Source organism: Pedobacter vanadiisoli (assembly GCF_042684385.1).
GTDB classification, from domain to species: Bacteria; Bacteroidota; Bacteroidia; order Sphingobacteriales; family Sphingobacteriaceae; genus Pedobacter; species Pedobacter vanadiisoli.
This window is the reverse complement of sequence record NZ_JBHULL010000014.1, coordinates 108,805-135,547: the sequence shown is the minus strand read 5'-3', so window position 1 is coordinate 135,547 and position 26,743 is coordinate 108,805. Positions and strand designations below refer to the sequence as shown.

Sequence of the window (26,743 nt, the reverse complement as noted above, 5' to 3'; positions counted from 1 at the left end):
ATCCCTTCCTTTCGGTTGGGAGTGCAAAGGTAAGCAACTTTTTTAAACTTCCAAATAAAATAATTTTTATTTTTTCAGCCCCTGTTTTTTCCTCGCCCTGCAATTTCAATATACCGGTTTTACCCAGCCCCCCTTCCTTCCGAAGCGGGTTGCAAAGGTAGAAAAAATTATCACCCCCGCAAAGACTTTGAATCAAAATATTGAACAGAATTCGGTAAACCTATGGTTTACAGCAGGAAATAATATTAATCCACGCAAAACAATTGGAACTCCCCGCTGTTTAAGCAAGCTTTTTAGCTATTCAAACCTATCAGGTTTCCTCAGGCAAGCCCACCTAACCCCCGGCCTGTACGGGCAAGCGATTGAAATGGAAAGCGAGAAATCACTTGCAAAGTAGCACAGGAAAAGGCTTTGCTGAAAAACAATATAAGTAACATGCACTATAAAGTATTCCGTGCACGATACCATATCCTCACAATTTTTTTATAAATTAGTATATGCTACAGGTTAAACAATGGTATAATGATTTAGTTGGTTTATTATTTCCCAACCTCTGCAATGCCTGTGGTGAAGCGTTGTACCATAACGAACATCTTATCTGCACGAAATGCCTGTACGACCTTCCCTTTACAGATTATCACCAACATGAGGAAAACAGGGTTGCAAAACAATTGTGGGGGAGGGTGCCGCTAAACGCCGCCATGGCCATGTTGTATTTTAGAAAAGGGGCAAAAGTTCAAAACTTAATCCACAACTTAAAATATAACAGCGGAACTGATGTTGGCGTAGTATTGGGGAGTATGCTTGGCGAAAGATTAAAAATCAGCGCCATTTACCAGAATATCGATTTAATTATCCCGGTTCCTTTGCATCATAAAAAATATAAGCATAGAGGCTACAATCAATGCACTTTTATAGCCGAAGGCATAGCACAGGAAATGAAAATCGAATTTAGCGAAGAAATTTTAGTCCGGAATAAAGCTACAGAAAGCCAAACCAAAAAAAGCAGGTATAATCGTTACCAAAACATGAAAGACGTTTTTCAGGTAAACTCTGCAGAAAGCATAAGCGGCAAACATATTCTACTGGTTGATGATGTGATTACTACCGGAGCAACACTTGAGGCCTGTGCAAATGCGCTCTTAGCCGTTGGGGCAGCAAAAGTGAGCATTGCAGCTCTTGCCTTTGCAGAATAAATTAGGAGTATACGATTTAAGAGCTGTTGTGAGTAGCCAAACATTTTTCTAAGTTTGATTTATGCGTTTAAATATTGGCATAGTATTTTTGATGTTATTCGCCGCTTCAGCTTGCCGGAAGGGAGAACACATCACCACAGACTCAAATGCGAAACTAAACATTTCTAATCAAGAGATATTGTTTGACACCATTTTTACCTCGGTAGGCTCAACAACCAAAAGAATAAAAATTGTCAACAGAAATAATGATGCGGTTAAAGTATCAGAAATCAGATTAGCAGGCGGCAATACTTCAGCATTTAGCATTAATATTAACGGGGAGCAAATCCAGAACAAAAATGACCTTATCATAAACGGCCAGGACTCCATAAATCTTTTTGTTAAAGTTTCGATCGACCCAAACGCAAACAATCTGCCCTTCCTGGTTCAAGATTCTATCATATTAAATACAAATGGGAATAAACAGGTAATTCAGCTCTTGGCTTACGGACAAAATGCGGTGTTTATTAATCAATCGACAATTAATACCAATACCACTTGGACAGATGCTTTACCTTATATTATCGACGGATCTTTAACCATTAACAATGGAAGTTCATTAACTATACAACCCGGAGCTAAAATTTATTTCCATAAAGATGCCTGTTTAAATATAGAAGGAAGTTTACTGGTTAATGGAACTGTTACCAACCCGGTATTGTTTTGTAGCGATAGGTTGGAAAAACTGTACGCTGAAGAACCGGGCCAATGGAAAGGAATTTTCTTAAGACAGACCGGATACGGACAGATCAGAAATGCGATCATCAAAAATGCATCTGTTGGCATTACTTCCGATTCTTTATCCATAAACAACAGTCCCAAATTGATTCTAAGCAATAGCATGATCAAAAATATGCAGGTGGCCGCTTATATTGGCTACCATACCGAACTGCTCGCTTTTAATAATGTAATTTATAACTGTGGGAATTACTTAATATATGCTGTTGGAGGTGGGAATTACAACCTAAAACAGAATACCTTTGCCGGTTACAATTTAAACTTCCCGCGTAAAACAGCCTCATTGAGTTTTTCAGATTATTTGTCGGCAAATGCATATAATAAACTCCAAATAGATTTAACGAACAATATCATTTGGGGCAGTTTAACGAATGAACTGGAGATCCAAAAGAAAACCTCGGCAACAATTCAGCTCAATTTATGGAATAATTTGATCCGATCTACCAACAATACTTATAGCAGCAATGGTAATATTTTGAATATTGATCCTTCTTTTATCAATAAGGAAACGGAAAATTTTGAGCTATCGGCAAATAGTCAGGTCAGAAAAAAAGGTGCTGATTTAAGTAACGACCCTTATTTTACCGGTTACCTTAATAAAGATATAAAAGGCAATGCAAGAATTTCTCCCTCAACCTTAGGGAGTTACGAAAAATAATCACTTTTTTTTATTTCCCTAAAACAATTTAGCAAAAAATATCGTTTATATATTCGAGAGCGTTAATTTAGATGGTAAGGGTCGATATTTCTTCTAAAGAATATCGGCCCTTTACTTTTACCATGATTTAAGATATTTTCTGATCATTCCTCTCTTCCCCAATACTCATTGTTTTTTGAAAATGAATGCTGGTGCTCATGGGCAGCCGGGGTAACGCTTTTCTTCCTGTCGTTTTAGTTTATGGTATCAAAAAATATACTATTCAATGCAGCATCCTTTCAGTCGGTTAGTTAACAAAACCAGTATGTATATACTCCTATGATCAAAAAAGCAGCTACAAATTAATGCAGCTGCTTTATCTATTTGTTTTGTTGTGTTGCAAATTATTCTACAGTTACCGATTTAGCCAGGTTTCTTGGCTGATCTACGTTACAACCTCTCATCACTGCAATGTGGTATGATAACAATTGAAGTGGGATGGTAGCCAATAAAGGCAGGAAAGCTTCGTTCGCATCGGGAATTTCGATACAGTAATCGGCCATTTTCTTTACTTCTGTATCGCCTTCAGTAACAATGGCAATCACCTTACCCTTCCTTGCTTTCACTTCCTGTATATTGCTGATCACTTTTTCGTATGATGAATTCTGGGTAGCAATAAAAACTACCGGCATTTCTTCATCAATCAGAGCAATAGGGCCATGTTTCATCTCTGCCGCAGGATAACCTTCTGCATGGATATATGAAATTTCTTTTAGCTTTAAAGCACCTTCCAGTGCTACTGGAAAACCGCTACCCCTGCCTAAAAACAAACAGTTGGTAGAATCTTTGATTTTTGCCGCAACTTCTTTAATCAGATCGTTAGATTCTAAAGCAACCTGGATCTTTTCCGGAATATTATCGAGCTCTGTTAAAAGTTCGATCAGTTTCGAAGTGGTAATGGTCCCTTTTTGCTGGGCCATATAAAAGGCCATTAAAGTTAAAACCGTAACCTGTGCGGTAAACGCTTTTGTAGAAGCCACACCGATTTCGGGCCCAGCATGGGTATAAACGCCTGCGTGAGTTAAACGCGGAATGGAGGCACCTGCAACATTGCATATCCCAAAAATGGTTGCCCCACGTTCTTTAGCCATCTCTATGGCTGCCATGGTATCGGCCGTTTCTCCAGATTGTGAAATGGCAATTACCACATCTTTTTCAGTAATGATCGGATTTCTGTACCTAAACTCAGAAGCATATTCAACCTCGACCGGAATACGTGCATATTCTTCGATCAGGTATTCGCCAACCAGGCCTGCATGCCATGATGTTCCGCAGGCTACAATGATAATACGATCTATATTTTTTAGTTTCTCTGCAAATTCTTTGATCCCCCCAAGTTGCACTTTTCCTTTTTCGGGGTAAATGCGGCCACGCATACAATCTTTAACAGAACGTGGTTGCTCATAAATTTCTTTGAGCATAAAATGATCGAAACCACCCTTTTCCAGCATTTCCAACTTTAACTGTAGCTCCTGGATCAATGGCGTTTGTATCACATTATCCAGTCTTTTAATCAGAAGATCTTCTCTGGTAATCAGCGCAATTTCATTATCATTCAAATAAACTACATTTTTGGTGTATTCGATAATTGGTGTTGCATCCGAAGCGATAAAGTATTCTCCCTGTCCTACACCGATTACCATCGGACTACCTTTTCTGGCAGCGATTAAGCGATCAGGATGTTCCTGGTCCATAATCACAATGGCGTAAGCGCCGATTACTTCTCTTAAAGCCAAACGAACAGCTTCCAAAAGATCAATGTTTTCAATTTTCTGGATTTCTTCTACCAGGTGAATCAATACCTCCGTATCGGTATCGCTTTTAAATTCGTGCCCCCGGTTAATCAGTTCCTCTTTTAAAGTCGCATAGTTTTCAATAATGCCATTATGGATAATAGATAGTTTACCATTATTGGAGGTATGCGGATGGGAGTTACGGTCAGAAGGAACACCATGGGTTGCCCAACGGGTATGGCCCATGCCAATAGTACCAGACTTATCCTGACCTGAAGCAAACTCCTCTAAAACGGCTACCTTACCCGCTTTTTTATAGATATGCTCTCCATTTTCGTTGATTAATGCTATACCCGCACTATCATAACCCCGATATTCTAATCTTTTAAGGCCCTTAAGTACAATCGGCCAGGCTTCTCTATAGCCAATATAGCCTACTATTCCACACATAATTTATATCCTAATTAATTTGGGATAAATATATAAAACAAACGTTTGTTTTATAGCATTAAGCGCTAAAGATCTTTTTGTTAAAACAAAAAAGCAGCTACAACTTATGTAACTGCTTTTAATATATAATCGCTAAATCGAATTAGCTATGCTTAACTATATAGCGGGAATGCACTCACTAATTTAATCACTTCAGCTTTCACCGTATTAAGGGTGTTTTCATCTTCAGGATTGGTCAAAACCCTATCGATTAATTCAACAATCTGTTCCATTTCGGCCTCTTTTAAGCCGCGGGTAGTAATAGCAGCAGTACCTACACGGATACCAGAGGTTACAAACGGCGATTTATCGTCAAATGGCACCATATTTTTATTCACCGTGATTTCTGCTTTTTCTAAAGCGTTCTCGGCTAATTTGCCGGTGATATTTTTATTTCGAAGGTCGATCAACATCAGGTGGTTATCGGTACCGCCAGAAATAATGCCGTAACCTTTAGCTACAAATGCTTTAGCCATGGCCTGTGCATTAGCGGCAACTTGTTTAATATAGGTCCCGTACTCCTCGCTTAAAGCTTCACCGAAAGCAATTGCTTTGGCTGCAATAATATGCTCTAATGGGCCACCTTGTGTACCTGGAAAAACAGCCATATCAAGCAGATTACTCATCATCCGGATTTCGCCTTTTGGTGTTTTTAATCCCCATGGGTTTTCAAAGTCCTGTCCCATCATAATCATACCGCCACGTGGGCCACGTAAGGTTTTATGGGTGGTGGTGGTAACAATATGGCAATGAGGAAGCGGGTTCGCCAATAAACCTTTGGCAATTAAACCTGCAGGGTGAGAAATATCGGCTAAAACCAAAGCCCCTATTTTATCTGCTACCGAACGGATAAATGCATAATCCCATTCGCGAGAGTAAGCAGAGGCACCACAGATAATCAGTTTTGGTTTTTCGGCCAAGGCAACTTCTTCCAATTTTTTATAATCGATCAATCCGGTTTCTTTCTCCACTCCATAAAATAAAGGCTGGTATAATTTACCCGAGAAGTTAACAGGAGAACCATGGGTTAAGTGACCTCCATGAGAAAGATCGAAACCTAAAATTTTATCGCCTGGTTGCAATACTGCAAGCATTACAGCTGCATTCGCCTGTGCACCAGAGTGTGGCTGAACATTTACCCAAGCTGCACCAAACAATTCTTTGGCCCTGTCGATAGCGATCTGCTCTACTACATCTACTACCTGGCAACCGCCATAGTAACGTTTTCCTGGCAAGCCTTCGGCATATTTGTTGGTCAGCACCGATCCGGCAGCTTCCATTACCTGCTTGCTTACAAAGTTTTCTGATGCAATAAGCTCTAAACCATGCTCTTGGCGGTTTAATTCTTTATCGATAAGTTCAAAAATTTGGTTGTCGCGTGTCATTGTTATATGAGGTTTGTATTTTTTTTGCAAAAGTACGGATTTCAAATTTAATTTAAGCCGTATCAGGATAATGCTTTCACATTAAAGTTGTTAAAGCCGCTACCAATGGTTATCTCTACGATCTGTTGTTGCAACATTTCTAAAATGGCGAGAAAATTATACACGAAATGCACCTTATTTTCTGAATTTTTAAGCACCAAGGCAAAATCAATCTGTTTATTGATATCAAGCAGGTTGGCAATAACGTATTTTTGCTGTTCTATAGTGTATGGGTACTGCACTACCGTATGCTTAACCTCTTCGCTACGCAGTTCATATTTCTGCATGGTGCGGTGATATACGGTTAAAAGTTTATACAGGTCTAACGATAAAAGCTCATCCTGATGAGAGGAAGATTCGGCAGCCAGTGTAAGGTCGAAAGCAATGTTGCCCCGTTGATCCTGCTTTAAGCGTTCCTCCTCTAAAACCTTCATTTCTTCTGAGGCAGATTTAAACTGTTTATAAGCAATCAGCCGGGCAATCAGGTCCTGCTCTGCGTTGATTTCATTTCCGGCTTCATCCACCTCGATCCTTGGCAGGAGCATTTTAGATTTGATACGCATTAAAGTTGCGGCAACCAAAATAAATTCGCTGGCAACTTCTACATTTAAAGCCAGGAGCTTGTGTATGTAGGCCAGAAAGTCGTTGGTAATCTTCGCAATCTCAACATCCTGTATATTAAGTTCATCACGTTCAATAAAGAACAACAACAGATCGAAGGGACCTTCAAATACCGGAAGCTTTATTTCAAAATTCTCTGCCTGCATGTGTAGCAACAAACATAGTGAAAATTTTTAGGTCATTACAGCCTAATTCCGATTCAGAACGCCCCAGACTGATTATTGGCTGCTATACACAAACCCTTACCGCTCAACGCTACCTACTCAATATAAATGGTCACTTTCTTAATAGTCACCGCTAAACAGCAGCCACTTAGCCCGCTATAATAAAGCACTATTTTTCTCTTCTATATTAAAACAAATTTACCTTACTTTGTGTCTTGTTTTTTACCATAAATTTCGAATGCAAGTAAAAGCTGGCCCCCTATTATCTAAAATCAACTATCCTGCTGATTTAAAGCAATATAGCGAAACTGACTTAGAACAAATAAGCCAGGAATTACGACAGTATATTATTGATGTAGTAAGTGTAAACGGTGGCCATTTTGGCGCCAGTTTGGGTGTTGTTGAATTAACAGTAGCCTTACACTATGCATTGAACACTCCTTACGATAAGTTGGTTTGGGATGTTGGCCATCAGGCATACGGGCATAAAATACTAACCGGCCGCAGGGATTTATTCCATACCAACCGCGTATACGGCGGCATTAGCGGTTTTCCGAAAATTTCAGAAAGCGAATACGATACCTTTGGCGTAGGCCACTCTTCTACTTCTATTTCGGCCGCTTTGGGCATGGCTGTAGCTTCGCAGTTAAAAGGAGAAACTGACAGACAACATGTTGCGGTTATCGGCGATGGTGCCATGACTGCAGGTTTGGCTTTCGAAGGATTAAACCATGCCGGGATTGAAAACAGCAATGTACTCGTGATCCTGAACGACAACTGCATGTCTATTGACCCGAATGTGGGTGCCCTTAAAGAGTATTTAACGAGCATTACCATTTCAAAATCGTACAACCGTTTCCGTGATGATATTTCTCATGTGCTTACCGGGCTTTCTAAACTTGGGCCTAATGCGCATAAATATGTAAAGAAAATTGAGAAAAGCATTAAAGGTACCTTACTTAAACAGAGTAATTTATTTGAAGCTTTAAATTTCAGGTATTTTGGTCCGGTTGATGGCCATGATGTTAAACGTTTGGCTCAAATCATAAAAGACTTATCTGCCATTCCGGGGCCTAAACTTTTACATTGCATTACGGTAAAAGGTAAGGGCTTTGCACTGGCTGAAAAAGATCAAACGAAGTGGCACGCCCCTGGTTTGTTCGATAAGATAACCGGTGAAATTAAAAAAAGTATTCCGGATAAACCACAGCCGCCAAAATATCAGGATGTTTTTGGGCATACCATGGTAGAACTGGCCGAGGCCAATGATAAAATTGTGGGTATTACCCCTGCGATGCCATCAGGTTCATCGTTAAATATTATGATGAAAGCGATGCCAAAACGTGCATTTGATGTGGGGATTGCCGAACAACATGCTGTAACCTTCTCAGCCGGGTTAGCCGCTCAGGGCATGGTTCCTTTCTGTAATATCTATTCGAGTTTTATGCAAAGGGCTTATGATCAGGTTATTCATGATGTAGCCATCCAAAAACTGAATGTGGTGTTCTGCTTGGACAGAGCAGGCCTGGCAGGTGCCGATGGTGCAACCCACCATGGTGCTTACGATATTGCTTATATGCGCTGCATTCCAAATCTGGTTGTTTCTTCGCCAATGAACGAGGAAGAGCTACGAAACCTCATGTTTACTGCTCAACAGGAAAACATTGGTCCCTTTGTAATCCGTTATCCACGTGGTAATGGTGTAATGCCCGATTGGAAAAGACCATTTAAGGCCTTAGAAATCGGCAAAGGACGTAAAATCTGTGATGGCGAAGATGTTGCTTTATTAACCATTGGGCATGTAGGCAATTTTGCTGTTGAGGCCCGTGCTGAACTGAACAGCGAAGGTTTCTATCCGGCGCATTACGATCTTCGTTTTATTAAACCTTTAGATGAAGCTTTATTACACGAAGTTTTTGCTAAGTATAAACATGTAATTACAGTAGAAGACGGCTCTTTACCTGGTGGTATAGGTGCTGCAATATTGGAATTTATGGCCGATCATGGTTACCATGCCAATGTAATCCGTTTGGGTATACCGGACCGGTTTATAGAACATGGCGAACAGGCCGAACTTTGGGCTGAATGTGGTTATGATAAAAATGCTATTATCGAAGCAGTTAGAAAAGTCGCTGTAAAAAGAACCACTGATAGCATGGCAGGTTAGGGCTTGTCGTATTCTTTGTCATTCTGAGCGCAGCGAAGAATCTTAACGTTAAAAGGAACGACCCTCTTATTATCTCATTATCTCAGGATGACCAGATAAATAAACAAAAAGCCTCAGTTATAAAAAATAACTGAGGCTTTATAATTTCGTAGGCTTTCCTTAAAAGTCTGTATATAAATTCCTGAACGAACTGCGTAAACCGAAAGTAATTAAACCTGTATTGTTTTTACCAAGGCTATTGCTCTCGCGTCTTAATATACCTCCCAATTCTAATCGCAGGTTATATTTTGGATTAATTACATAAGCTACTCTTCCTTCAGCATAAAAAAGATCGGTTCGGATGCCCTGGGTAGTATAATTTCCATTTGCTTTTACCGCATCGGTATAAGGTTCGAAGATATTTTTGCCATAATTTTGCCCAGCTTCATCCAAGCCATATTTAGCATACATTAATTCGCCACTAAAATCGAAACGTTTGTAAGAATAATTTAATAATCCAACTAATTCTCTAAAGTTTGCGCCCATTGGGTGTGCCAGGGGCTCACCGTATTGAGCATAGTTAATAATTGGCTTACGTGATGAAAATGTATAAGGTTTTGCCGTGTTATACTCTAACAAATAGTTTAATCCATCAACATGAAATATATCAGCCCCTCTTAAACCCAATTGCCAGGCGTATTTATTTCTTGAACTACCATCAGAAGAGAAAAATTCTTTTGCCTGAAATTCATCCAGAGAGAATTGGCCATAAGCAACAGCTTCTTTTGCGAATTTGTATTTACTGGTAAAGCCTATCAAGGCATTATCTGGTGAACCGCTGGAAGCCTCAATCGGTCTTAAGAAAATAATAGGATTGGCATAGCCCCAATCAAAACCTCTGTTATTTCCTGCATCATCAGTTTGTGCCCATACAATTGAGTCGAAGAATCCGATAGATAAGCGATTATTCACATTCCAGTCTAAATAATGGAAGACGCCACCTTTTTTTCTAAAACCAGCTTCATATGATAATTTCGGAGCACTTGGATCTTGCATAGCAGCCCACATCACCATATATTGAACATTACCCAAATTACCGGTCAATTTCAAGAATGGATAAGGTGATGCATAGTCAGATAATAATAATGAACGATAGCCATCACCTACAAAATTTTTATCATAGCCAGCAGTGATGTTTAAATATTTAGATGGTGTGTATGACAGCGTAGCGGTTACATACGACCAATCGGCAGTTAGGGGATTGATATCAGGATTATAACCCTGACCATATTTCCCTCCTACTCTGTTAAAAGATTGACCAGGAACGATACCGGTTTGATCAATATAGTTCCTATAGTAATTTGCAAAACGTCCCTGATTTTCGAATCCACTGGTGTAAAACGAAAATTTCTTTCCTATGGTACCACCAACCTGATAACCACGGGTATTTAAGTAAGTGTTTCTTTTGCCCGATGCATCTCGACCGATCTGGAAGTCAGGCAGAAAATCGGCATAAACGGTATAGTCTTCTTTCTGAATATCCAATAGATGCTCTTGAAATAATTTTCTCAATATCCACGATTTTCTGGTCGAGTCTATGCCAATGCTTAACAGCACACTACTTTTATCAAGTAACAAACTGTCATCAATAAAAAAAGGTTTTAAAGAACTGTGAATCCTTGTATTGGGATTATAAACTTCTCCACTCAATTTTTGGTAAAACTGAAACGAATAAGGTTGATACACGGCTTGAGCGCTCAATTTATTAGTGAAAATGACTAAAAATAGGAGGAATAAGATTTTCTTCATTTGGTAAATTTTAATTCAAAAGGCAAAGAACGTTAATAATTATGGAATTAACGATGCTCATCAAATTTCGACAAGGGAAAAAAGTCCTTTCGGGCTTTAATAAAATATTACAATATGATCGATGCACTAATATTCCAAAGATCAACAGTGTAAGTTTGTGCGTTAGAAAGTTTCAAAAGTTCTTCTTTTACAATGGCGGCATCTTCCTTAATAGTAACACCAAACCACTTGGCATCCGTAGCAATAACTTTGATACGGGCTTCACCGCTTTTGATTAATTGATCAGCAACTTCCGGTATAAGAAATTCCGCCTTAAGCTCACCCTTATTTGAAGATAAGAATGCATAGTACTTATCCTCCATCCAATCAATAAAAGCAGGTGTAAAACAAAAAAAGTTCATGCTCACTTGCGTATCGGCAGCCAAGATCTGCTGTTGGTCCTTTTCCATGCTTAAAATTCGTCCTTCTTTTAAAACGATCTCTTTCCTTTCATTGATCGAAACAATTTCATCTACTGCATTGGTTTGAATCTCCCCTCTGGTAACAGCACCAAACTCGCTTACGGTATTCTTTAATTCATATCCTAGGCAGGCGAATAAATCATCCCGGATCTCCTGGGTTAAAAATGTATAGGCTCTATTAAAGGCATCCAAACCATAAAAGTCATCGGCATTAATTACGGCGAAAGGCTCGCTCACCTTGCCCTTGCAACAAAGGAGCGCATGTGCAGTACCAAAAGGTTTTGTTCTTTCTTTCGAAAATTCGATATCATTACTAAAGCTTTCAAGGGATTGATAAGCGTAATCAATTTCAATTTTATCACTTAATTTAGGCTCAACTTTTGCTGCAAAATCTTCAGCAAATTCTTCCCGGATAATAAAAATAACTTTGCCAAAGCCAGTCTTGATAGCGTCATAAACAGAATATTCCAAAATCGTTTCGCCATTTGGCCCAAACGATTCTGTCTGTTTATTTCCGCCATAACGGCTAGCCATCCCAGCCGCCAAGATAATTAAGGTCGGTTTTGCACTCATAAAACGATATGGTTAAAATGCATTCTCCTCACCTTTGGCCATATTAAAGATGGTCATAAAAATAATTTTTACATCCAGCATTGTTGACCAATTTTCTAGATACCAAATATCATATTCAACACGTTTTTCCATTTTCCCAGGTTCATCAGTTTCTCCCCGAAAACCATTTACTTGAGCCCAACCTGTTATACCTGGCTTTACAAAGTGGCGAACCATATAACGGTCAATAATTTCATTATACTGATCATTTAATTTTAGAGGGTGGGGGCGTGGTCCAACTACAGTCATATTTCCTAGTAATACGTTTAAAAACTGAGGAAGTTCGTCTAAACTTGTCCGTCTTAAAAAAGCACCAACTTTTGTAATCCTTGCATCATTCTTAGTGGCTTGTTTAAATCCAGCATCACCCTCAGTAACAGTCATGCTCCTAAATTTGAATACTTTAAAAATTTCATTATTACGCCCAGCTCTATTTTGCATAAAGAATACCGGCCCTTTAGATTCCAATTTGATGATGATTGCAATGAGTGGAATTAACCATGAAAGCAGAAAGACAAATACTAACGTACTAAAAACAACATCAAACAAGCGCTTTTTAAATCTATGATTAATTTTCTCTAGCGGCTCCGGTCTCAACGAAATAACAGGAAATTCATTTCCGAGGTAAGTAATACTAAAGGGAGATAATAAAGTTCCACTTATATCTGGAATAAATTTAAGCCTAACACATTGCCTTTCTGCTTCCTGTGTAAGAGCAGTTATATCTCCCATTCTTTCTGGTGAAATGGTTACATAGATGTCTTTAATGTTTTTTTCTACTGCATTTTCGAATTGTCTAATAATCGAATCAGAGAGCACACCATTATCATCAAAGTACTCTTCACTGTTAACTTCTAAAAATCCATGAAACTCAATGTACCTCTGCTTCTCGAAATATGTCGCTAGTTGTATACCAGTTTGATTATTTCCCATGATGGCAACAGACTTAACTCCACGCAGATGATTAAATAATAAAAATTGAAACGATGTTCCAACAAAACGATTCAATAAAAATAATATGCCTAACGAGCCATAGAACACAATTAAAAATGATCTAGAAAAATCATTTTGTTTAGAAAAAAATAAATATATAGAAAATAAAACTGCATGAAACACAACACTTTTCCATGTTCCACGATAAATCCTTTCAATTCTTCTTGATCCATATTCGGTGTATAGACCAAAAGTCGTTGTACAAACAACCCAAATTAGATTACAAACTACAATATAGTGCGACTGCAATTCTGAACTTACGCTTTTACCTAAGTATTCGGTAAATTCGTAGGCAAAAAAATACACTAAATTAACCATAATTAAATCTGTTATGGGCAAAAGATATTTTAAAATAAATAAGTAACGTGTTTGCATAGGCTTAAAAAGAAAACTTGAACATTTATTTCTTGTTTTTATTTTGAATGAATCATAATGAACAAAGTTAGTGCCCAAAATTTTAATTCAAAGTTAAATAATCATTACTGAAATAAAAATCAGTAATAATTGCACAATATAAGGATAAAAAAAAGCAAAGAAAAGAAGAGTATTACTGTATATATATATAGTCGATTAATTAACCTCATAGGTAGATACAAAAAAAGTTCACAATCCTTGTGAACTTTTCATCATATCAATTACCCATTGTTATGAGTATTTTATGCCATGTTTAGCTACCATATCTTTACCTACCTGTTTAATCTCTTGCTCATCAGATTTTGGGTAAATCAAAAGCACCTCCCCATCATCTACTATAATATAGTTATCTAAGCCTCTAATTACAGCTGCCTTATCATTTGGCAAGTGAATAATACAGTTCGAAGTATCTTTTAAATGAATCTTTTCCAAATTGACCATATTATTATCAGCATCTTTTTCTCCTATGGCATGTAACGACACCCAAGTGCCCAAGTCAGACCAACCAATATCGGCAGGGATTGTATATACATTATTTGCCTTCTCTAGGATAGCATAATCTATGGAAATATTTGGACTCGATGAATAATTTTCAGCGATAAACTTAGACTCATCAATTGTATTATAAAAAGATAAACCGCTCTGGAACAATCTCGCAATTTCAGAAGCATATTCTTCGAATGCTTTCTTCAAAGAAGCTGCTGACCAAATGAATATTCCTGCATTCCAAAGATAATCTCCTCTTTGTAGATATTCTTCTGCTTTACTCAAAGTGGGCTTTTCCATAAAGGCATTTACCTTTTTAATTTCACCTGATACACATTGATTCTTGATATCTGAATCTTGATACTGTATATAACCATAACCTGTATCAGGCCTAGTTGGACTAATCCCTAATGTTAATAACGCATCATTTTTAGCACTAAAGTCTAAAGCTAATCTTATCTTATCTAAAAACACATCCTCCTTCAAAATAAAATGATCTGAAGGTGCGACTACGATATTGGCAAATGGATTATCAGCTCCTATCTTATATGCAGCATATGCTATGCAAGGAGCTGTATTATTACGGCTTGGTTCCAAAAGAATATTTTTCTTTAAAATTGGAGGTAATTGTTCCGCTACCAGATCTGCATAGATTTCATTGGTTAATACATAAATCTGATCATTGTCGCAAATATTTAAAAATCGATTATAGGTTAATTGTAATAATGATTTACCAATACCTAATATATCAATAAACTGTTTCGGAAAATGATTTCTACTTTTAGGCCAAAAGCGAGAGCCAACGCCACCAGCCATAATTAATACATTTACATCACTTTTCTTATCCATTACTTATTATAATTGGTAAAGTTTTTATGTTCGATTTTTTCCAAAGCCTTTGCAGGTAATGATTTGAAGTATTCATAAGTTATTTTCAAACCTTCAGCACGGCCTACTTTAGGCTCCCAGCCTAAAATTTCTCTTGCTTTTGTAACATCAGGCCTTCTTTGCTTTGGATCATCTTGAGGTAATTCTTTATAAATGATTTTTTGAGATGTACCTGTAAGTTTGATAATTTCTTCGCAAAATTGTTTGATGGTAATTTCGTCAGGATTGCCAATATTAACGGGTTGTGCGTAATTACTCATTAATAACCGATATATTCCTTCAACCAAATCATCTACATAACAGAAAGAACGCGTTTGGCTACCATCTCCAAAAACAGTAAGATCTTCTCCTCTTAATGCCTGCCCTATAAATGCTGGCAATACACGTCCATCATTCAGCCTCATTCTTGGTCCGTAGGTATTAAATATTCTTACGATCCTAGTTTCTACTCCGTGAAAAGTATGATAGGCCATTGTAATTGCTTCTTGAAAACGTTTGGCTTCATCGTAAACACCACGTGGGCCAACTGGATTAACATTACCCCAATATTCTTCCGGCTGTGGATTTACACTTGGGTCACCATATACTTCAGATGTTGAGGCAATAAGCATTCTTGCTCCCTTGGCACGTGCAAGGCCCAATAAATTATGAGTACCCAAAGATCCTACTTTGAGTGTTTGTATTGGAATTTTCAAGTAATCAATCGGGCTAGCAGGAGAGGCAAAGTGCAAAATGTAATCAAGGTCTCCCGGGATATGCACAAACTTGGAAACATCATGATTATAAAATTCAAAATTTGCTAGAGGAAAAAGATGCTCAATATTAGAGAGATCTCCAGTAATCAGATTATCCATGCCAATAACATGATAACCTTCCTTTATAAATCGATCACATAAGTGTGATCCTAAAAAACCGGCTGCACCGGTAATCAAAATTTTCTTGATGTCCATTAATTAATTAATTTACGGCCAATGCTATTGTAATAATATCCCATATCAATCATTTTATCCAGATTGTAAAGGTTTCGTCCATCAAAAATAACTTTATTTTTAAGTATTGAATCAATCTTCTCAAAATCAGGATTACGGAAAAGTGACCATTCAGTAGCAATTAGTAAAGCATCAGCACCCGCTAAGGCTGCGTATTGATCTGGGGAATAAATAACTTTATCGCCAATAAGGGCTTTAACATTTCCCATTCCTTCAGGATCAAAAACAGTAAGCGTTGCACCATGCGCTACAAGAGCATCGATAATATATAAAGCTGGGGCCTCGCGTATATCATCAGTTTCAGGTTTAAATGCCAATCCCCATAACGTAAAATGCTTACCCTTTATGTCTCCCTTATAATATTTTAATATTTTATCAACCAAAATCGTTTTTTGGCGCTCGTTAACTTCCATCACAGATTTTAATATCTGGAAGTCATATTCATTCTCATCAGCCGCCTTAACCAAGGCCTGTACATCTTTAGGGAAACAAGATCCACCATAACCAATACCTGGAAAAAGGAAACGCTTTCCAATACGTTCATCGGAGCCAATTCCCCTTCTAACGGCATCAACATCTGCATCAACCAGCTCACATAAATTTGCAACCTCATTCATAAAAGTAATTTTAGTTGCTAAAAATGAATTAGCTGCATATTTTGTAAGCTCTGATGAACGTTCATCCATAAACAATATTGGGTTCCCCTGACGAACATAAGGCTCATATAATTCAGTTAGTAGTTTTTTCGCCTTTTCGCTTTTTGTTCCAATAACGACACGATCTGGTTTCATAAAATCTTCAACGGCAACTCCTTCCCTTAGAAACTCTGGATTAGAAACTACATCAACTTCTATATTAGTGTTTGCTTCAAATACCGCCTTTACCTTATCGGCTGTTCCTACAGGTACCGTAGATTTATTAATAATTATCTTATAATCGGTTATCAATTTAGAGATATCGTTGGCAGCTCCCAGAATATAGGAAAGATCTGCAGCACCATCTCCTCCCGGAGGCGTAGGCAATGCCATAAATATGATCTGCGCATGCTTAATAGCCTCAGCTAAATTGGTCGTAAAATGTAATCTACCCTGTTCGATATTTCTATGAAATAATAAATCTAAACCTGGTTCGTAAATTGGGACTTCCCCATTTTGCATTTTTTTTATTTTATCCTCATTAATGTCAACACAAATGACATCATTACCAGTTTCAGACAAACAGGTTCCGGTTACTAACCCTACATAGCCTGTACCAATTACTGCTATTTTCATATAAATTCTTTCTAATTAATTTTTTGTTCAACGGCTATTCCAAGCCAGTGTTTTTTCTATCGCGATACCAATCCTGTAAAGCTTCCTTTAAAGTATACTTTAGCTTAAATGGCGAGGATTCTAGTTTTTTTCCTGAAATATTTGTAGAAATAATCAATTTATCTACACGATCAGGATGGATTCCATTTATGTCTTTACCAATCAATCTTGCACTGTAATATGCAGTGGTCGCAACTGTTTTTAAGAACCAAGATGGGACTCTTAAAGTTGGTTTTTTAAGATTAGTAGCTTCTGCCATTGTTTCACATATCTCTTTAATTGTCGGTATTGGTTCTATACTTAAATTAAATGTTTGAACATTATCACCATTTGGTTGTCCGCCCTGATATAATATCCTGGCAACATCTTTCACATATACTGAAGCTTTAATGGTATCGGTTCTACCAGGGTAAAAAAAGAAACCTTTTTTTATACTTTTATATAATCTGGTATAATTTCCCCCTTCACCTTCACCAAAAACTACTCCTGGTCTAACAATAAATAGACGTCGCTTAACGGGATCTTCTGCCTGCCATAGTTTTTGAATATATTCTGCTGTTAGTTTTGAGATCCCATATGGCACATTTGGCATAGGTAATAAATCTTCAGATTTAAATCGTTCTCCTGTTCCATAAGCTGCAACAGAACTTGTAAATACAATTGTATTTATATTATTCCTACGAGCAAAATCACAAATTTGTTCTGCTCCTAATATATTAGCTTCGTAGTATTCTTCATCTGCATGCCCAGGTGTTGTATGAATAGCAGCCAAATTATAAATTATAGAATTACTAATGTTGTTAAGTTCTATATGTATTGGTTTTCTCACATCCAAGAACTCAAAGTCCTCGCTCACCTTATGCTTAATATCATAGCTAAAAACAGTATCATCCGGATTTTGCAGCGAGAGAATGTATTTTTTCAAATGTGTTCCGATAAACCCAGATCCACCAAAAATTAAATGATTCATATTAAAATTTTAAATTTGGCCATTTTAATTCAGCCTTTTCTTTTATAAAATTAAGTAATTGTGATTTGAACTCTATAAAACTAAATGTTTCTGCATGTTTTCTTATCTCGAGATAATTAAATGTCATAGTTTCGAATTTAGCAACGGCATTTATTATAGATTCTGATGTCTGTTCAAAATACAAAACCCCTGTTATGCCATCTTTTACTGTTTCTAAACTTCCGCCCTTCCCTAATGCAATCATAGGCGTACCACATGCCTGAGCCTCAACAGGTAGCATACCAAAATCTTCTATTGCTGCAAACACAAAAGCCTTAGCTTTCTGCAAATGCAGAATTAGTTCTTTAAAAGGTAAATACCCTTTAAATTCAATATTCGGAGCCCCTTTTTCCTTAATTTTATTATAATCTGGACCATCTCCGATTACTATAAGTTTCTTATCTGGCATTTTTGCAAAAGCATCAACAATAATATCCATTTTTTTATATGGTACCATTCGAGACGAGGTTACATAGTAATCATCCTTTACCATTTCTAATGTAAAATCTTCTACTTCAATAGGTGGATAAATCGTAGTTGATTCTTTATTATATATCTTTTTAATTCTTCTACCTATGAAATTAGAATTACTAATGAAATAATCAGGTCTATTAGCAGAAACTATATCCCAAATTCTTATTCTATGAAGAAAGTACCTTGCTAAAAGCCCTTTAATGCCAAATCCTAATTTCTCTTCCTTTAAATACTGGTGGTGAAGGTCCCATGCATATCTAATTGGAGAATGACAGTAAGTAATGTGTAATTGCTCTGCAGTAGTTAGCACTCCTTTAGCTACCGCGTGGCTTGAAGATATAATAATATCATACTCACTCAGATCAAATTGTTCAACTGCAAACGGAAAAAGGGGCAAGTAAGATTTGTATTTTTTCTTACCAAAAGGCATTTTTTGGATAATTGAAGTCCTTATCTTCTGTTGAACAAAGCCTTGTTCTTTGAGATAGGCATCGTCACCAACTAAAGCATAAATATCTGCTTCGGGGAAAATATCCGCAATTGCTTTCACCACTTTTTCAGATCCCCCCATTGCCATCAGCCACTCTTGTATTATTGCTATTTTCATCTACTTTTTTCTATCTGTATTTATTTATTAGTCTTTTCCCAATTTTTACAAACCTCTCTTCCACAAAATAGTAACATAATGTAGCAATAATTACAGAAAGAACAATTCCAATAATCGTGAACCATAATGGAGATGATAATATAGGATATTTATTTATAATCATTGGGGTAATAATAAGTGCTGTTATCGGATGCAATAAATATAAGGAATAACTTATTTTACCGAAAAACTGGGTAAACCGATTTGTCCACCCTTTGAACAAAAACAAAAAAAATATAATTACAGCTAACATATAGGATAAGAAATATTTATACCAAGTTTCGTGAAACCCATAATCTTTATTATAAGCCAATATGCAAATTGGAAGCAAGAAAATTGCAAAATAAATTATTATTTTATAATCTAATTTTTTTTTTACCCGTTCGACCCCATCATGAATATCTCTGATTAGCAAGCCGATAAACATGATTGATAATCCTAAGGGTAGTGCAACTGGTAACTTTATTTCATAATAAAATCTGAAAAATGACAAGATTAAAGTCGCAAATAAAAGTAAAACAGTTGCTTTAAATAGAAAATTGGAATCATCAAGTTTTTTGAAGTAGAATAATAAAGCACAAATGAAGTAAAAAACCAATTCAATTTGTAATGTCCAAAACACACCTATCAAATCCTCAAATCCAAAAAATTTCTGAAACATTGTGAAATTAAAGATCAATTGAATTATTGGGGGCAGTCCCATTATTGATATAAAAATAATGATCGACAGCCAATATGCTGGATAAAGTCTAAATAATCGAGACACTGCAAAGTGCTTTAAATCTTTTCCTTTTAAACTATAAGGAATTACATATCCACTAACCAGGAAAAATACTGCGACACCAATTTTACCGAAATTAAAAAAATCAATTACCAGAAAATTTGTAATCTCTTTAAAAAACGGGTTGTATTGATCTGCATATTTTAAAACAATGATTTCCCAAATATGCATTATCATCACCAATACTGCAGCAATCCCCCTAAGGGAGTCTAACCATTGAACTCTTTTCATTTATATTTATTTAAGATTAATGGGTCAGGGCTTTTGACTAAACTATTTTCTGCAACACTCTTCATCAAAACAACATTTGGTCCTATGATTGAATTTGCGCCCACATTAATTGACCCAACTAGTTTTGCACCTGCTCCGAGTACACAGTTTTCACCAACTACAGGATACCCATCACCTGTGGTAACTTCAATAAGTTGTCTTTTTCGTCCTAAAGTTACGCCATGATAGATAATTGTACCTGTACCAATTTTTCCCCCTTGACCAATAACAATCCCCACACCGTGAATAATGATTATCCCACCTGCAATCTCTGCCTTGAAATCAATGTCGATTGCATAAAAAACTTGTATAATTCTCGTTAAAATTAATGGGATAATTGGAATTTTCCACCGATACAGTTTATTCGAAATTCTGTAAAAAAATAGTGCATGAAATCCCCTATTTGTCAAAATTGCCAAAATTGGATTAACATTAAACCTTGTTTTCAGGAATTTCAGATCCTGTAGTGATTCACTAACCATCGCTAAAAATTTATCTTTAAAATCTCATAAATTGAAACTGCCGAACGTTCCCAACTATACTTATTACTAAGGTTTTGATAAGTTTTTTTCCCTAAAAGAGCTAAATTTTGGGTTGAGTCGCTTGTTAATCTAGCAATAGTAAATCCTATATCATCAATATTTAGTGGATCAAAATAAACAGCAGAATCTCCAGCAATTTCTCTGAATGAAGGTATGTCAGACAGTGCTAAAATACATCCATTATTTGCAGCTTCTATGATCGGCACACCAAAACCTTCGTAAAGTGAACAGTTAATTAATATATCAGATTTTAAATAAATCTCCTTTAAGTCTTGATCTGTGCATGATTGTTCCCACGTAATTCTGGAATCATTTAACTCCTCCGTCCCTGCTGAATTAAATGTATTGGAATTTTTAGATCCTACTATTACTAATTTTATGTCAGGTGATAAGTTTTTTGAAAATGCCTTTAAAAGGCTTATTAAATTTTTTCTTGGTTCAATAGACCCTACAAAGACAATTGTTTTAGTTTGGTAGAGTTTATTAGAAGGAAAAGATTCATTACGAAAAATATCTGCACAGGCATTATAAACAACTTTTATTTTACATTCACTAATACCCAAATATTTAATAATTTCTGATTTTGAAAATTCGCTAACTGTCAAAATTCGCTTTGATGTTTTTGCAATAAGAGGGATTAGAAAGGCATAATAATTTCTAAATTCTTTTGAAAACCATTGGGGGTTTGCCCTATAAGACATGTCGTGAATACATGTTAATTTAGAGGCCCATAAAATAGGCGCAGAATTACAAAGATTCAGTAGAACAGACTTACTCTTTTTTGGATAAAATGGTAGTATTACCTGTTCCCAAATCAGCCCATTTCCTTTACCCCAAAAAATTAAATTAGATAAAAATTCCTGTTTAACTTGTGAAGATAGGGAGGTTGCAAACTCTTTTGGTACAATTATTCTAATTGAATTGTCAATTAGAATAAGTTTTTTCACAATTTCCAGAGCAAACCTCTGCACACCAGTTGTACGCTGCCCCAAAAACCTACCATTTATATATATCATAATGCGACTACGTTAGGTCTAGCCTTTTGTAAATAAATCTTAATATTAAATGTGAGAAAAAGATAAGCCATTCCATAATAAACAGCAACCTGTGGATCTGGATAAGATATTCCTTCGGAAGTTAAGCAGGTTATCGCAATTATAAACATTAAACAAGCTAGATACCAATGAATCTTTATCAACTTAAACCCCCTTCTCATTTGCATAATAAAAAATGCGATCGTTAGAATTCCTCCTATGATGCCAGCTTGCTTTATTTGAAAAAAGAAAGGAACCTGAAAAGCATACTGAAGGTTTGCGAACTTAGTATTTTCAATTTCAATAGCTTTAATTTCACCACCATCTTCAGTAAGGGTCTGCTTCTTAAACAAACCACCTGGTCCAATTCCTATTAATATATTCTGTGGGTTTTTATCAAAAGCTTCAAAAACCCCATCAAGCTGGCCAGCACGTGTTTGCAGGGCTACAGTGTTTGTTGTATTAGGAGCAAATAACTGCATCAAGAAAATTGAAAACCCTATAATAAACAACGGAAATACCAATGCGATTCTTCGAGGTAAAACTGAAAAACCAACAACTGCTGCAAAAACAAAAATAGCTATTGTTAAACCTAGCTGAAGGTATGTTATTTTATAAAAATCTAAAATGAGTAGAATTACAATTAATAAACCAGTAAACTTAAATAGTTTATTATTCCACTTAGAGTTCACAAACAATATAGCTCCATAAATCATTAATAAATATGTATTTACAGAATCAATCATAAAAATACTATGTCCGCCGCGCTCCCAAGTAATACCTCTTAATATCATTGCCGATATAATTTCAGATATAATATTGATAAGTGTTAACACACTTAAGGTATTTAAAAGTTTATACATATCGCTTTCGTCAGTAATATTTGTTATCACCTTTTGAACCGAATATAATACAACCAAACCAGTTAACATTCCCCTGAGCTGTCGGTTAATAACGCTCCACTCCACTTCTCCTCCATATTTTTGATATAATATTGATCCAAGAATTCCAATAATGAAGATTATAATGTCTCTTAGATAAAGCAATGATAAAAAATCATTTTTACGAAACGGATTCCTTTTTTGCTTTAAATATTTGAATAAAATAAATAGAAACGCTCCAAAAATGTAGATATCGTATAAGGATGCGCTTGAAATAATTTTTAAGTAATAAATTACTGTTCTAGGAATAGGAATATTAAAATCTTGTACAGGTTTTATAAAAATATTAAATCCAGAAAAAGTAATAATTAGAAAAAATATTAAATAATATCTTAAATATGATCTATATCTCTTAAAAATTAATATTAGTCCTATTGTAACACCAATAATGTAAATAATGGAATCAATGTATATTTTTGATAAAACCTCATCTTCAAGTCCTTCGAACATATTCTACGTTATTTAATACAGAGACCAGCAATAAAGTTATTATATTTATTCTTCATTGTTAAAATATTAAATTTTTGAGATACTTTAACTTTTGCCTGTTGCTTAATATTTCCTAACTCAGAAAAATTAACAATAATCTGTTCTAGTTGGTTAAATAAAGATTCTTCATTTTCAGGTTCGAATATAAATCCATCCTCACAGTGACTAACAATTTCTTCAGTACCACCCGTACGCGATGCAACGACAACCTTTCCACAAGCCATCGCCTCATAAATACTCGTGCCAAGAGGTTCACTACCTTCTATATTGCTGTTATTTAGAATAATATCACATCCATTATAAAGTTTATTCATTTCATCAACCATACCTATATATCGAATATAATTTACATCTACCAGTTCGTCCCTAACTTTTTGATTGTAATCATGGTCGTCTTCGCCAAATCTTCCAGCAATGAACAGTATAATATTAGAATATTTTACATATAACTTTTTAAAAACGTTTATAAGCAAGAGCTGTCCTTTCCGAGGCCCAATAGCACCTGCTATTAAGAAAACAAGCTGCGAGTTAATAATCGAATGTTCCATCCTAAATATTTCTCTAAGAGGTAAACTTTCTGAAAATGAATTTTCCTCCAATCCATTATAAAGAATTTCAATCTTTCCCGATTTTTTATATTTACTTTTAACAGCATTAGAAACGACAAATGTTATACTATAAAATTTTGCACAAAGTTTTGATAGCTTGTTATCAAGCGCAGAATAATACTTTAAATCGTGATCTGTCCAGATCCAAGTGATCTTTTTACTAAAAATTTTTGAAAAAAAAATTGCAGGCAGTAGGTATGAAGCGGGCACTATCGTATTAGCATGTACAACTTTAATTTTATACCTCATGATATATTTATATACCATATAAGAAATCACAAAATAATTACTGAGCGCCTTTAGATAGAAGCTTAACGCCCCGCTTGAACTCCTATTTAGCTTTTTTAATTGGTCAACTATTGTTATCCTGTAAGGCTTGTTTAACTGCTGTAGATTATGTGCAAAATTACCTGGTGCTATAAAAAGATGGGACTCAACCTCATCTTGATTATTTTTCATCAGCCTTTCAATTACAATTTCAGCACCAGAAGCTTTTTCTCCTCCAAAAACATAAAGCACCCTCTTCATAATAGAATTATATTTTTATTAAGCATCTTATAAATAAAGTACTCTAAATACACCAATGGATTGTACCTGAGAAGCATAAGAAAATAATCAGAAAACGAATTGGCCGATTTGTAAGCAAAACGAATTTCCAAAATCTTCACCTTTAATCCAAGTACATATTTTAGCCTATTTAGCATTTGCTTGCTATACCCAATTTTCTCCAGTTTGGAAATAGCATCCCATTTAACTAGGTTTTCCTCGTAAAGCGACTGTATATCGTATTTGAATTTTTTAAAATATAATCTGCTTTTAGCATCAAACTTTCCTATAGTAAGTGGGCTATAAAAAATTTTCACATTCGCTGATAAATCAACAAACATTTTATAATCTGCCGCCCAGCCCAATTCGCTAAATCTATAAGGACCAAAAAATGCCTTTTTATTTATAAAGTTGCCTAGCACACCACCGTACCAGTTTGCTTGCTCAACAGCAAGAACAAGAGACTCATGGGGTCCTAGCAATCTTGTATGATTTAAGGTTCTGGTAGAAGATATTACATCATCAATAATGTCATATTGAAATATTATGATATTAGCATCTTGAGTATCTGGAATAATATCATAAAAATATTTTGAAGCATTCGGAACGAATGAATCACCTGTAAATAAAAAGCTCATCCATTCGCCTTCAGAAGCTCTAAAATGATCAATACAAAATTGCCAATTGCCAATTCTACCCAAATTATGATGCTGGTTGATCACTTCAACTCCCTTTTTAATTAAGATATTGGCAGAATCATCTGTGGAGCAGTTATTAGAGGCAACATATTTAAAACCCGGATCAAGAATTAATTCTCGACACCAATCCTCAGCATTATAAAGTGGTATATAAATTATCGGCCTGTTATCCATTTGCATATTTAAGTTTATTATTTAAAAAATATACATTATACCATATATTAGTAATTAATAAGGCTATAATAGACGAGACAATTGCGCCATCCAGGCCATAATTTTTTATTAGGATATAACCTAATACGACATTGATTATGCCTTGGAGAATTGATACCATAGCCTGTCTTTTTTGCTCACCAATTGCACCAATAAAAATCGACGGACAGTTATCCCAGATAATAAATGAATTAAAGATTAAAAAGAAAAAGTAGAGCCTACTATCTACATTTTGAAGTTTAGACCAATGCTGGAAAATTAATAAACCCCAATGTTGCAACGGATAAAATATAACCAGTAATAAACCACCTAAGCCTATCCAGATTTTGAAAAAAAGATTGAGTAATTTCACATTTTCACCCTTGTATTTCATTTCAGCAATCTTAGGGAATAATGTCTGAGTTAAGGTTACAAATCCTGTTCTTATAACTTCAAAAAAACGGTTATATACAAAAAATATCCCAACATATTGGATACCAAGCACACTTGAAATTATAAATATATTAGTATTAAAAATCAAAACCACAGAAAAAGAACCAATGAAGTACCATATTCCCTGTTTTAGTAGATTTTTAAACACTACTAAATCCCTGTCCTTTATATTTAGCTTGATCTTGGTGATTTTATGGAATACCGAGTAAAGGTAAGCTAAATGCAAAAATGCCAAACTTAAACTGACGAATAACAGTAAAAAAATATTTGGGTGATAAATAGAAATCAATATAAATCCAGCGCATTCAAGTAAATTTCTAATTGCTTTGATTCTTTTGTTTATATAAATCTTATTAAAGCCTTGTAAAACTGCGTCAAAAATTTGAATGACAAGATTTAGAAAGAAAGTTAATATTACAACAAGAAAGGCATTATAGAAAGTGTTTACAAGTTTAGTATCTTTAATGAGAAATCGCCCGAGATTTCCTAATCTCGGGTCAAGAAGTGCTATACTCAAAAAAAGTATACAAATAAATGTTACAATATAATAAAATATAGTACTGTTAAGTGCAAGTTTTACACCTGTTAAGTCATTTTTAATGACGCCATTTACAGTTTCACGAATAAGAGAAGTGGATAACCCAATATCTGTTAAGTTGAAATATGAATTGAAGGAAAATATTAACGCGTATACGCCATATAATTGTAATCCTAAACCTTTTATTAAAAAAGGAGTGGCTATAAATAAAGTTAAGCCCGCAGCTATTTGTGATAAATAGGAAAAGAATAAATTTCGAAAGTATTCGAGCTTACTTTTACTGATATTCTTTAACATTTGGATATTTAAAATG

Annotated in this window: 21 protein-coding genes; 3 read left to right on the top strand and 18 right to left on the bottom strand. The window is 35.6% G+C overall.

What is annotated here, in order from left to right:
- Positions 1-497 precede the first annotated feature (497 nt).
- Positions 498-1,196 carry a ComF family protein gene (locus ACFSR6_RS16945; protein WP_379080966.1) on the top strand — a complete coding sequence of 233 codons (699 nt, stop codon included), beginning with the start codon at positions 498-500 and terminating at the stop codon, positions 1,194-1,196.
- 61 nt (positions 1,197-1,257) lie between these two features.
- Positions 1,258-2,631: a hypothetical protein gene (locus ACFSR6_RS16940; RefSeq protein ID WP_379080963.1), complete on the top strand. Its 1,374-nt coding sequence runs from the start codon at positions 1,258-1,260 to the stop codon at positions 2,629-2,631.
- Positions 2,632-3,014: 383 nt separating this feature from the next.
- Here the strand turns inward: ACFSR6_RS16940 and glmS are convergent, their stop codons facing one another.
- The 3 genes from glmS to ACFSR6_RS16925 form a co-directional block, all read right to left on the bottom strand.
- Complete coding sequence (gene glmS, locus ACFSR6_RS16935; protein WP_379080962.1) at positions 3,015-4,853, bottom strand: glutamine--fructose-6-phosphate transaminase (isomerizing); 1,839 nt, start codon at positions 4,851-4,853, stop codon at positions 3,015-3,017.
- Between the two features lie 152 nt (positions 4,854-5,005).
- Positions 5,006-6,277, bottom strand: a complete 1,272-nt coding sequence (gene glyA / locus ACFSR6_RS16930; RefSeq protein WP_379080959.1) for a serine hydroxymethyltransferase — start codon at positions 6,275-6,277, stop codon at positions 5,006-5,008.
- A gap of 62 nt (positions 6,278-6,339) precedes the next feature.
- Positions 6,340-7,083, bottom strand: a complete 744-nt coding sequence (locus ACFSR6_RS16925) for a segregation and condensation protein A (RefSeq protein ID WP_379080956.1) — start codon at positions 7,081-7,083, stop codon at positions 6,340-6,342.
- A gap of 256 nt (positions 7,084-7,339) precedes the next feature.
- Between ACFSR6_RS16925 and dxs the strand changes: the two genes are divergently transcribed.
- Entirely contained in the window at positions 7,340-9,268 is a 1,929-nt protein-coding gene (gene dxs / locus ACFSR6_RS16920) for a 1-deoxy-D-xylulose-5-phosphate synthase (protein ID WP_379080954.1), read from the top strand.
- Positions 9,269-9,427: 159 nt separating this feature from the next.
- On the opposite strand, the gene ACFSR6_RS16915 is transcribed toward dxs, so the two are convergent.
- The 15 genes from ACFSR6_RS16915 to ACFSR6_RS16845 form a co-directional block, all read right to left on the bottom strand.
- On the bottom strand, positions 9,428-11,056 hold the full coding sequence (locus tag ACFSR6_RS16915; RefSeq protein WP_379080952.1) for a gliding motility protein RemB: 1,629 nt from the start codon (positions 11,054-11,056) through the stop codon (positions 9,428-9,430).
- Positions 11,057-11,163: 107 nt separating this feature from the next.
- Positions 11,164-12,090 carry a nucleotidyltransferase family protein gene (locus tag ACFSR6_RS16910; protein ID WP_379080949.1) on the bottom strand — a complete coding sequence of 309 codons (927 nt, stop codon included), beginning with the start codon at positions 12,088-12,090 and terminating at the stop codon, positions 11,164-11,166.
- Between the two features lie 12 nt (positions 12,091-12,102).
- Positions 12,103-13,497, bottom strand: a complete 1,395-nt coding sequence (locus ACFSR6_RS16905) for an undecaprenyl-phosphate glucose phosphotransferase (RefSeq protein ID WP_379080947.1) — start codon at positions 13,495-13,497, stop codon at positions 12,103-12,105.
- Between the two features lie 270 nt (positions 13,498-13,767).
- Positions 13,768-14,871, bottom strand: a complete 1,104-nt coding sequence (locus ACFSR6_RS16900; RefSeq protein WP_379080945.1) for a mannose-1-phosphate guanylyltransferase — start codon at positions 14,869-14,871, stop codon at positions 13,768-13,770.
- The gene (locus ACFSR6_RS16895; RefSeq protein WP_379080943.1) at positions 14,871-15,860 is read right to left on the bottom strand and encodes a UDP-glucuronic acid decarboxylase family protein; all 990 of its coding nucleotides are present in this window, start codon (positions 15,858-15,860) and stop codon (positions 14,871-14,873) included. Before ACFSR6_RS16895 ends, ACFSR6_RS16900 begins: the two co-directional genes overlap by 1 nt.
- The gene (locus tag ACFSR6_RS16890; RefSeq protein WP_379080942.1) at positions 15,860-17,170 is read right to left on the bottom strand and encodes a UDP-glucose dehydrogenase family protein; all 1,311 of its coding nucleotides are present in this window, start codon (positions 17,168-17,170) and stop codon (positions 15,860-15,862) included. The genes ACFSR6_RS16895 and ACFSR6_RS16890 overlap by 1 nt, the downstream gene beginning before the upstream one ends.
- Before the next feature lie 34 nt (positions 17,171-17,204).
- On the bottom strand, positions 17,205-18,179 hold the full coding sequence (locus tag ACFSR6_RS16885; RefSeq protein ID WP_379080940.1) for an NAD-dependent epimerase/dehydratase family protein: 975 nt from the start codon (positions 18,177-18,179) through the stop codon (positions 17,205-17,207).
- A 1-nt stretch (position 18,180) separates the two neighbouring features.
- Positions 18,181-19,299: a glycosyltransferase gene (locus tag ACFSR6_RS16880; RefSeq protein WP_379080938.1), complete on the bottom strand. Its 1,119-nt coding sequence runs from the start codon at positions 19,297-19,299 to the stop codon at positions 18,181-18,183.
- Positions 19,300-19,309: 10 nt separating this feature from the next.
- The gene (locus ACFSR6_RS16875; RefSeq protein ID WP_379080935.1) at positions 19,310-20,350 is read right to left on the bottom strand and encodes an acyltransferase family protein; all 1,041 of its coding nucleotides are present in this window, start codon (positions 20,348-20,350) and stop codon (positions 19,310-19,312) included.
- Positions 20,347-20,871: a serine O-acetyltransferase gene (locus ACFSR6_RS16870; RefSeq protein ID WP_379080934.1), complete on the bottom strand. Its 525-nt coding sequence runs from the start codon at positions 20,869-20,871 to the stop codon at positions 20,347-20,349. Before ACFSR6_RS16870 ends, ACFSR6_RS16875 begins: the two co-directional genes overlap by 4 nt.
- Before the next feature lie 2 nt (positions 20,872-20,873).
- Positions 20,874-21,947, bottom strand: coding sequence for a glycosyltransferase family 4 protein (locus tag ACFSR6_RS16865; RefSeq protein WP_379080931.1), 1,074 nt, complete (start codon positions 21,945-21,947; stop codon positions 20,874-20,876).
- Complete coding sequence (locus ACFSR6_RS16860) at positions 21,944-23,356, bottom strand: hypothetical protein (RefSeq protein WP_379080929.1); 1,413 nt, start codon at positions 23,354-23,356, stop codon at positions 21,944-21,946. Before ACFSR6_RS16860 ends, ACFSR6_RS16865 begins: the two co-directional genes overlap by 4 nt.
- Positions 23,357-23,364: 8 nt before the next feature.
- Positions 23,365-24,531, bottom strand: coding sequence for a glycosyltransferase family 4 protein (locus ACFSR6_RS16855; protein ID WP_379080927.1), 1,167 nt, complete (start codon positions 24,529-24,531; stop codon positions 23,365-23,367).
- Positions 24,528-25,421 (bottom strand): hypothetical protein, encoded by an 894-nt coding sequence (locus tag ACFSR6_RS16850; protein WP_379080925.1) that lies wholly within the window; start codon positions 25,419-25,421, stop codon positions 24,528-24,530. The genes ACFSR6_RS16855 and ACFSR6_RS16850 overlap by 4 nt, the downstream gene beginning before the upstream one ends.
- A complete protein-coding gene (locus tag ACFSR6_RS16845; protein ID WP_379080923.1) occupies positions 25,414-26,727 on the bottom strand; it encodes a lipopolysaccharide biosynthesis protein in 1,314 nt (437 codons plus the stop codon). Before ACFSR6_RS16845 ends, ACFSR6_RS16850 begins: the two co-directional genes overlap by 8 nt.
- Positions 26,728-26,743: the final 16 nt, after the last annotated feature.

What these genes read in the sequence shown, in the direction of transcription:
- ACFSR6_RS16865 (WP_379080931.1), bottom strand. Translation starts at nt 21,947, where the DNA reads ATGATATATATAAATGGTAGGTTTTTGGGGCAGCGTACAACTGGTGTG.
- ACFSR6_RS16885 (WP_379080940.1), bottom strand. Translation starts at nt 18,179, where the DNA reads ATGAATCATTTAATTTTTGGTGGATCTGGGTTTATCGGAACACATTTG.
- ACFSR6_RS16875 (WP_379080935.1), bottom strand. Translation starts at nt 20,350, where the DNA reads ATGAAAAGAGTTCAATGGTTAGACTCCCTTAGGGGGATTGCTGCAGTA.
- ACFSR6_RS16910 (WP_379080949.1), bottom strand. Translation starts at nt 12,090, where the DNA reads ATGAGTGCAAAACCGACCTTAATTATCTTGGCGGCTGGGATGGCTAGC.
- ACFSR6_RS16905 (WP_379080947.1), bottom strand. Translation starts at nt 13,497, where the DNA reads ATGCAAACACGTTACTTATTTATTTTAAAATATCTTTTGCCCATAACA.
- ACFSR6_RS16900 (WP_379080945.1), bottom strand. Translation starts at nt 14,871, where the DNA reads ATGGATAAGAAAAGTGATGTAAATGTATTAATTATGGCTGGTGGCGTT.
- ACFSR6_RS16860 (WP_379080929.1), bottom strand. Translation starts at nt 23,356, where the DNA reads ATGTTCGAAGGACTTGAAGATGAGGTTTTATCAAAAATATACATTGAT.
- ACFSR6_RS16845 (WP_379080923.1), bottom strand. Translation starts at nt 26,727, where the DNA reads ATGTTAAAGAATATCAGTAAAAGTAAGCTCGAATACTTTCGAAATTTA.
- ACFSR6_RS16940 (WP_379080963.1), top strand. Translation starts at nt 1,258, where the DNA reads ATGCGTTTAAATATTGGCATAGTATTTTTGATGTTATTCGCCGCTTCA.
- ACFSR6_RS16855 (WP_379080927.1), bottom strand. Translation starts at nt 24,531, where the DNA reads ATGAAGAGGGTGCTTTATGTTTTTGGAGGAGAAAAAGCTTCTGGTGCT.
- ACFSR6_RS16890 (WP_379080942.1), bottom strand. Translation starts at nt 17,170, where the DNA reads ATGAAAATAGCAGTAATTGGTACAGGCTATGTAGGGTTAGTAACCGGA.
- dxs (WP_379080954.1), top strand. Translation starts at nt 7,340, where the DNA reads ATGCAAGTAAAAGCTGGCCCCCTATTATCTAAAATCAACTATCCTGCT.
- ACFSR6_RS16850 (WP_379080925.1), bottom strand. Translation starts at nt 25,421, where the DNA reads ATGGATAACAGGCCGATAATTTATATACCACTTTATAATGCTGAGGAT.
- ACFSR6_RS16925 (WP_379080956.1), bottom strand. Translation starts at nt 7,083, where the DNA reads ATGCAGGCAGAGAATTTTGAAATAAAGCTTCCGGTATTTGAAGGTCCC.
- glyA (WP_379080959.1), bottom strand. Translation starts at nt 6,277, where the DNA reads ATGACACGCGACAACCAAATTTTTGAACTTATCGATAAAGAATTAAAC.
- glmS (WP_379080962.1), bottom strand. Translation starts at nt 4,853, where the DNA reads ATGTGTGGAATAGTAGGCTATATTGGCTATAGAGAAGCCTGGCCGATT.
- ACFSR6_RS16880 (WP_379080938.1), bottom strand. Translation starts at nt 19,299, where the DNA reads ATGAAAATAGCAATAATACAAGAGTGGCTGATGGCAATGGGGGGATCT.
- ACFSR6_RS16870 (WP_379080934.1), bottom strand. Translation starts at nt 20,871, where the DNA reads ATGGTTAGTGAATCACTACAGGATCTGAAATTCCTGAAAACAAGGTTT.
- ACFSR6_RS16945 (WP_379080966.1), top strand. Translation starts at nt 498, where the DNA reads ATGCTACAGGTTAAACAATGGTATAATGATTTAGTTGGTTTATTATTT.
- ACFSR6_RS16915 (WP_379080952.1), bottom strand. Translation starts at nt 11,056, where the DNA reads ATGAAGAAAATCTTATTCCTCCTATTTTTAGTCATTTTCACTAATAAA.
- ACFSR6_RS16895 (WP_379080943.1), bottom strand. Translation starts at nt 15,860, where the DNA reads ATGGACATCAAGAAAATTTTGATTACCGGTGCAGCCGGTTTTTTAGGA.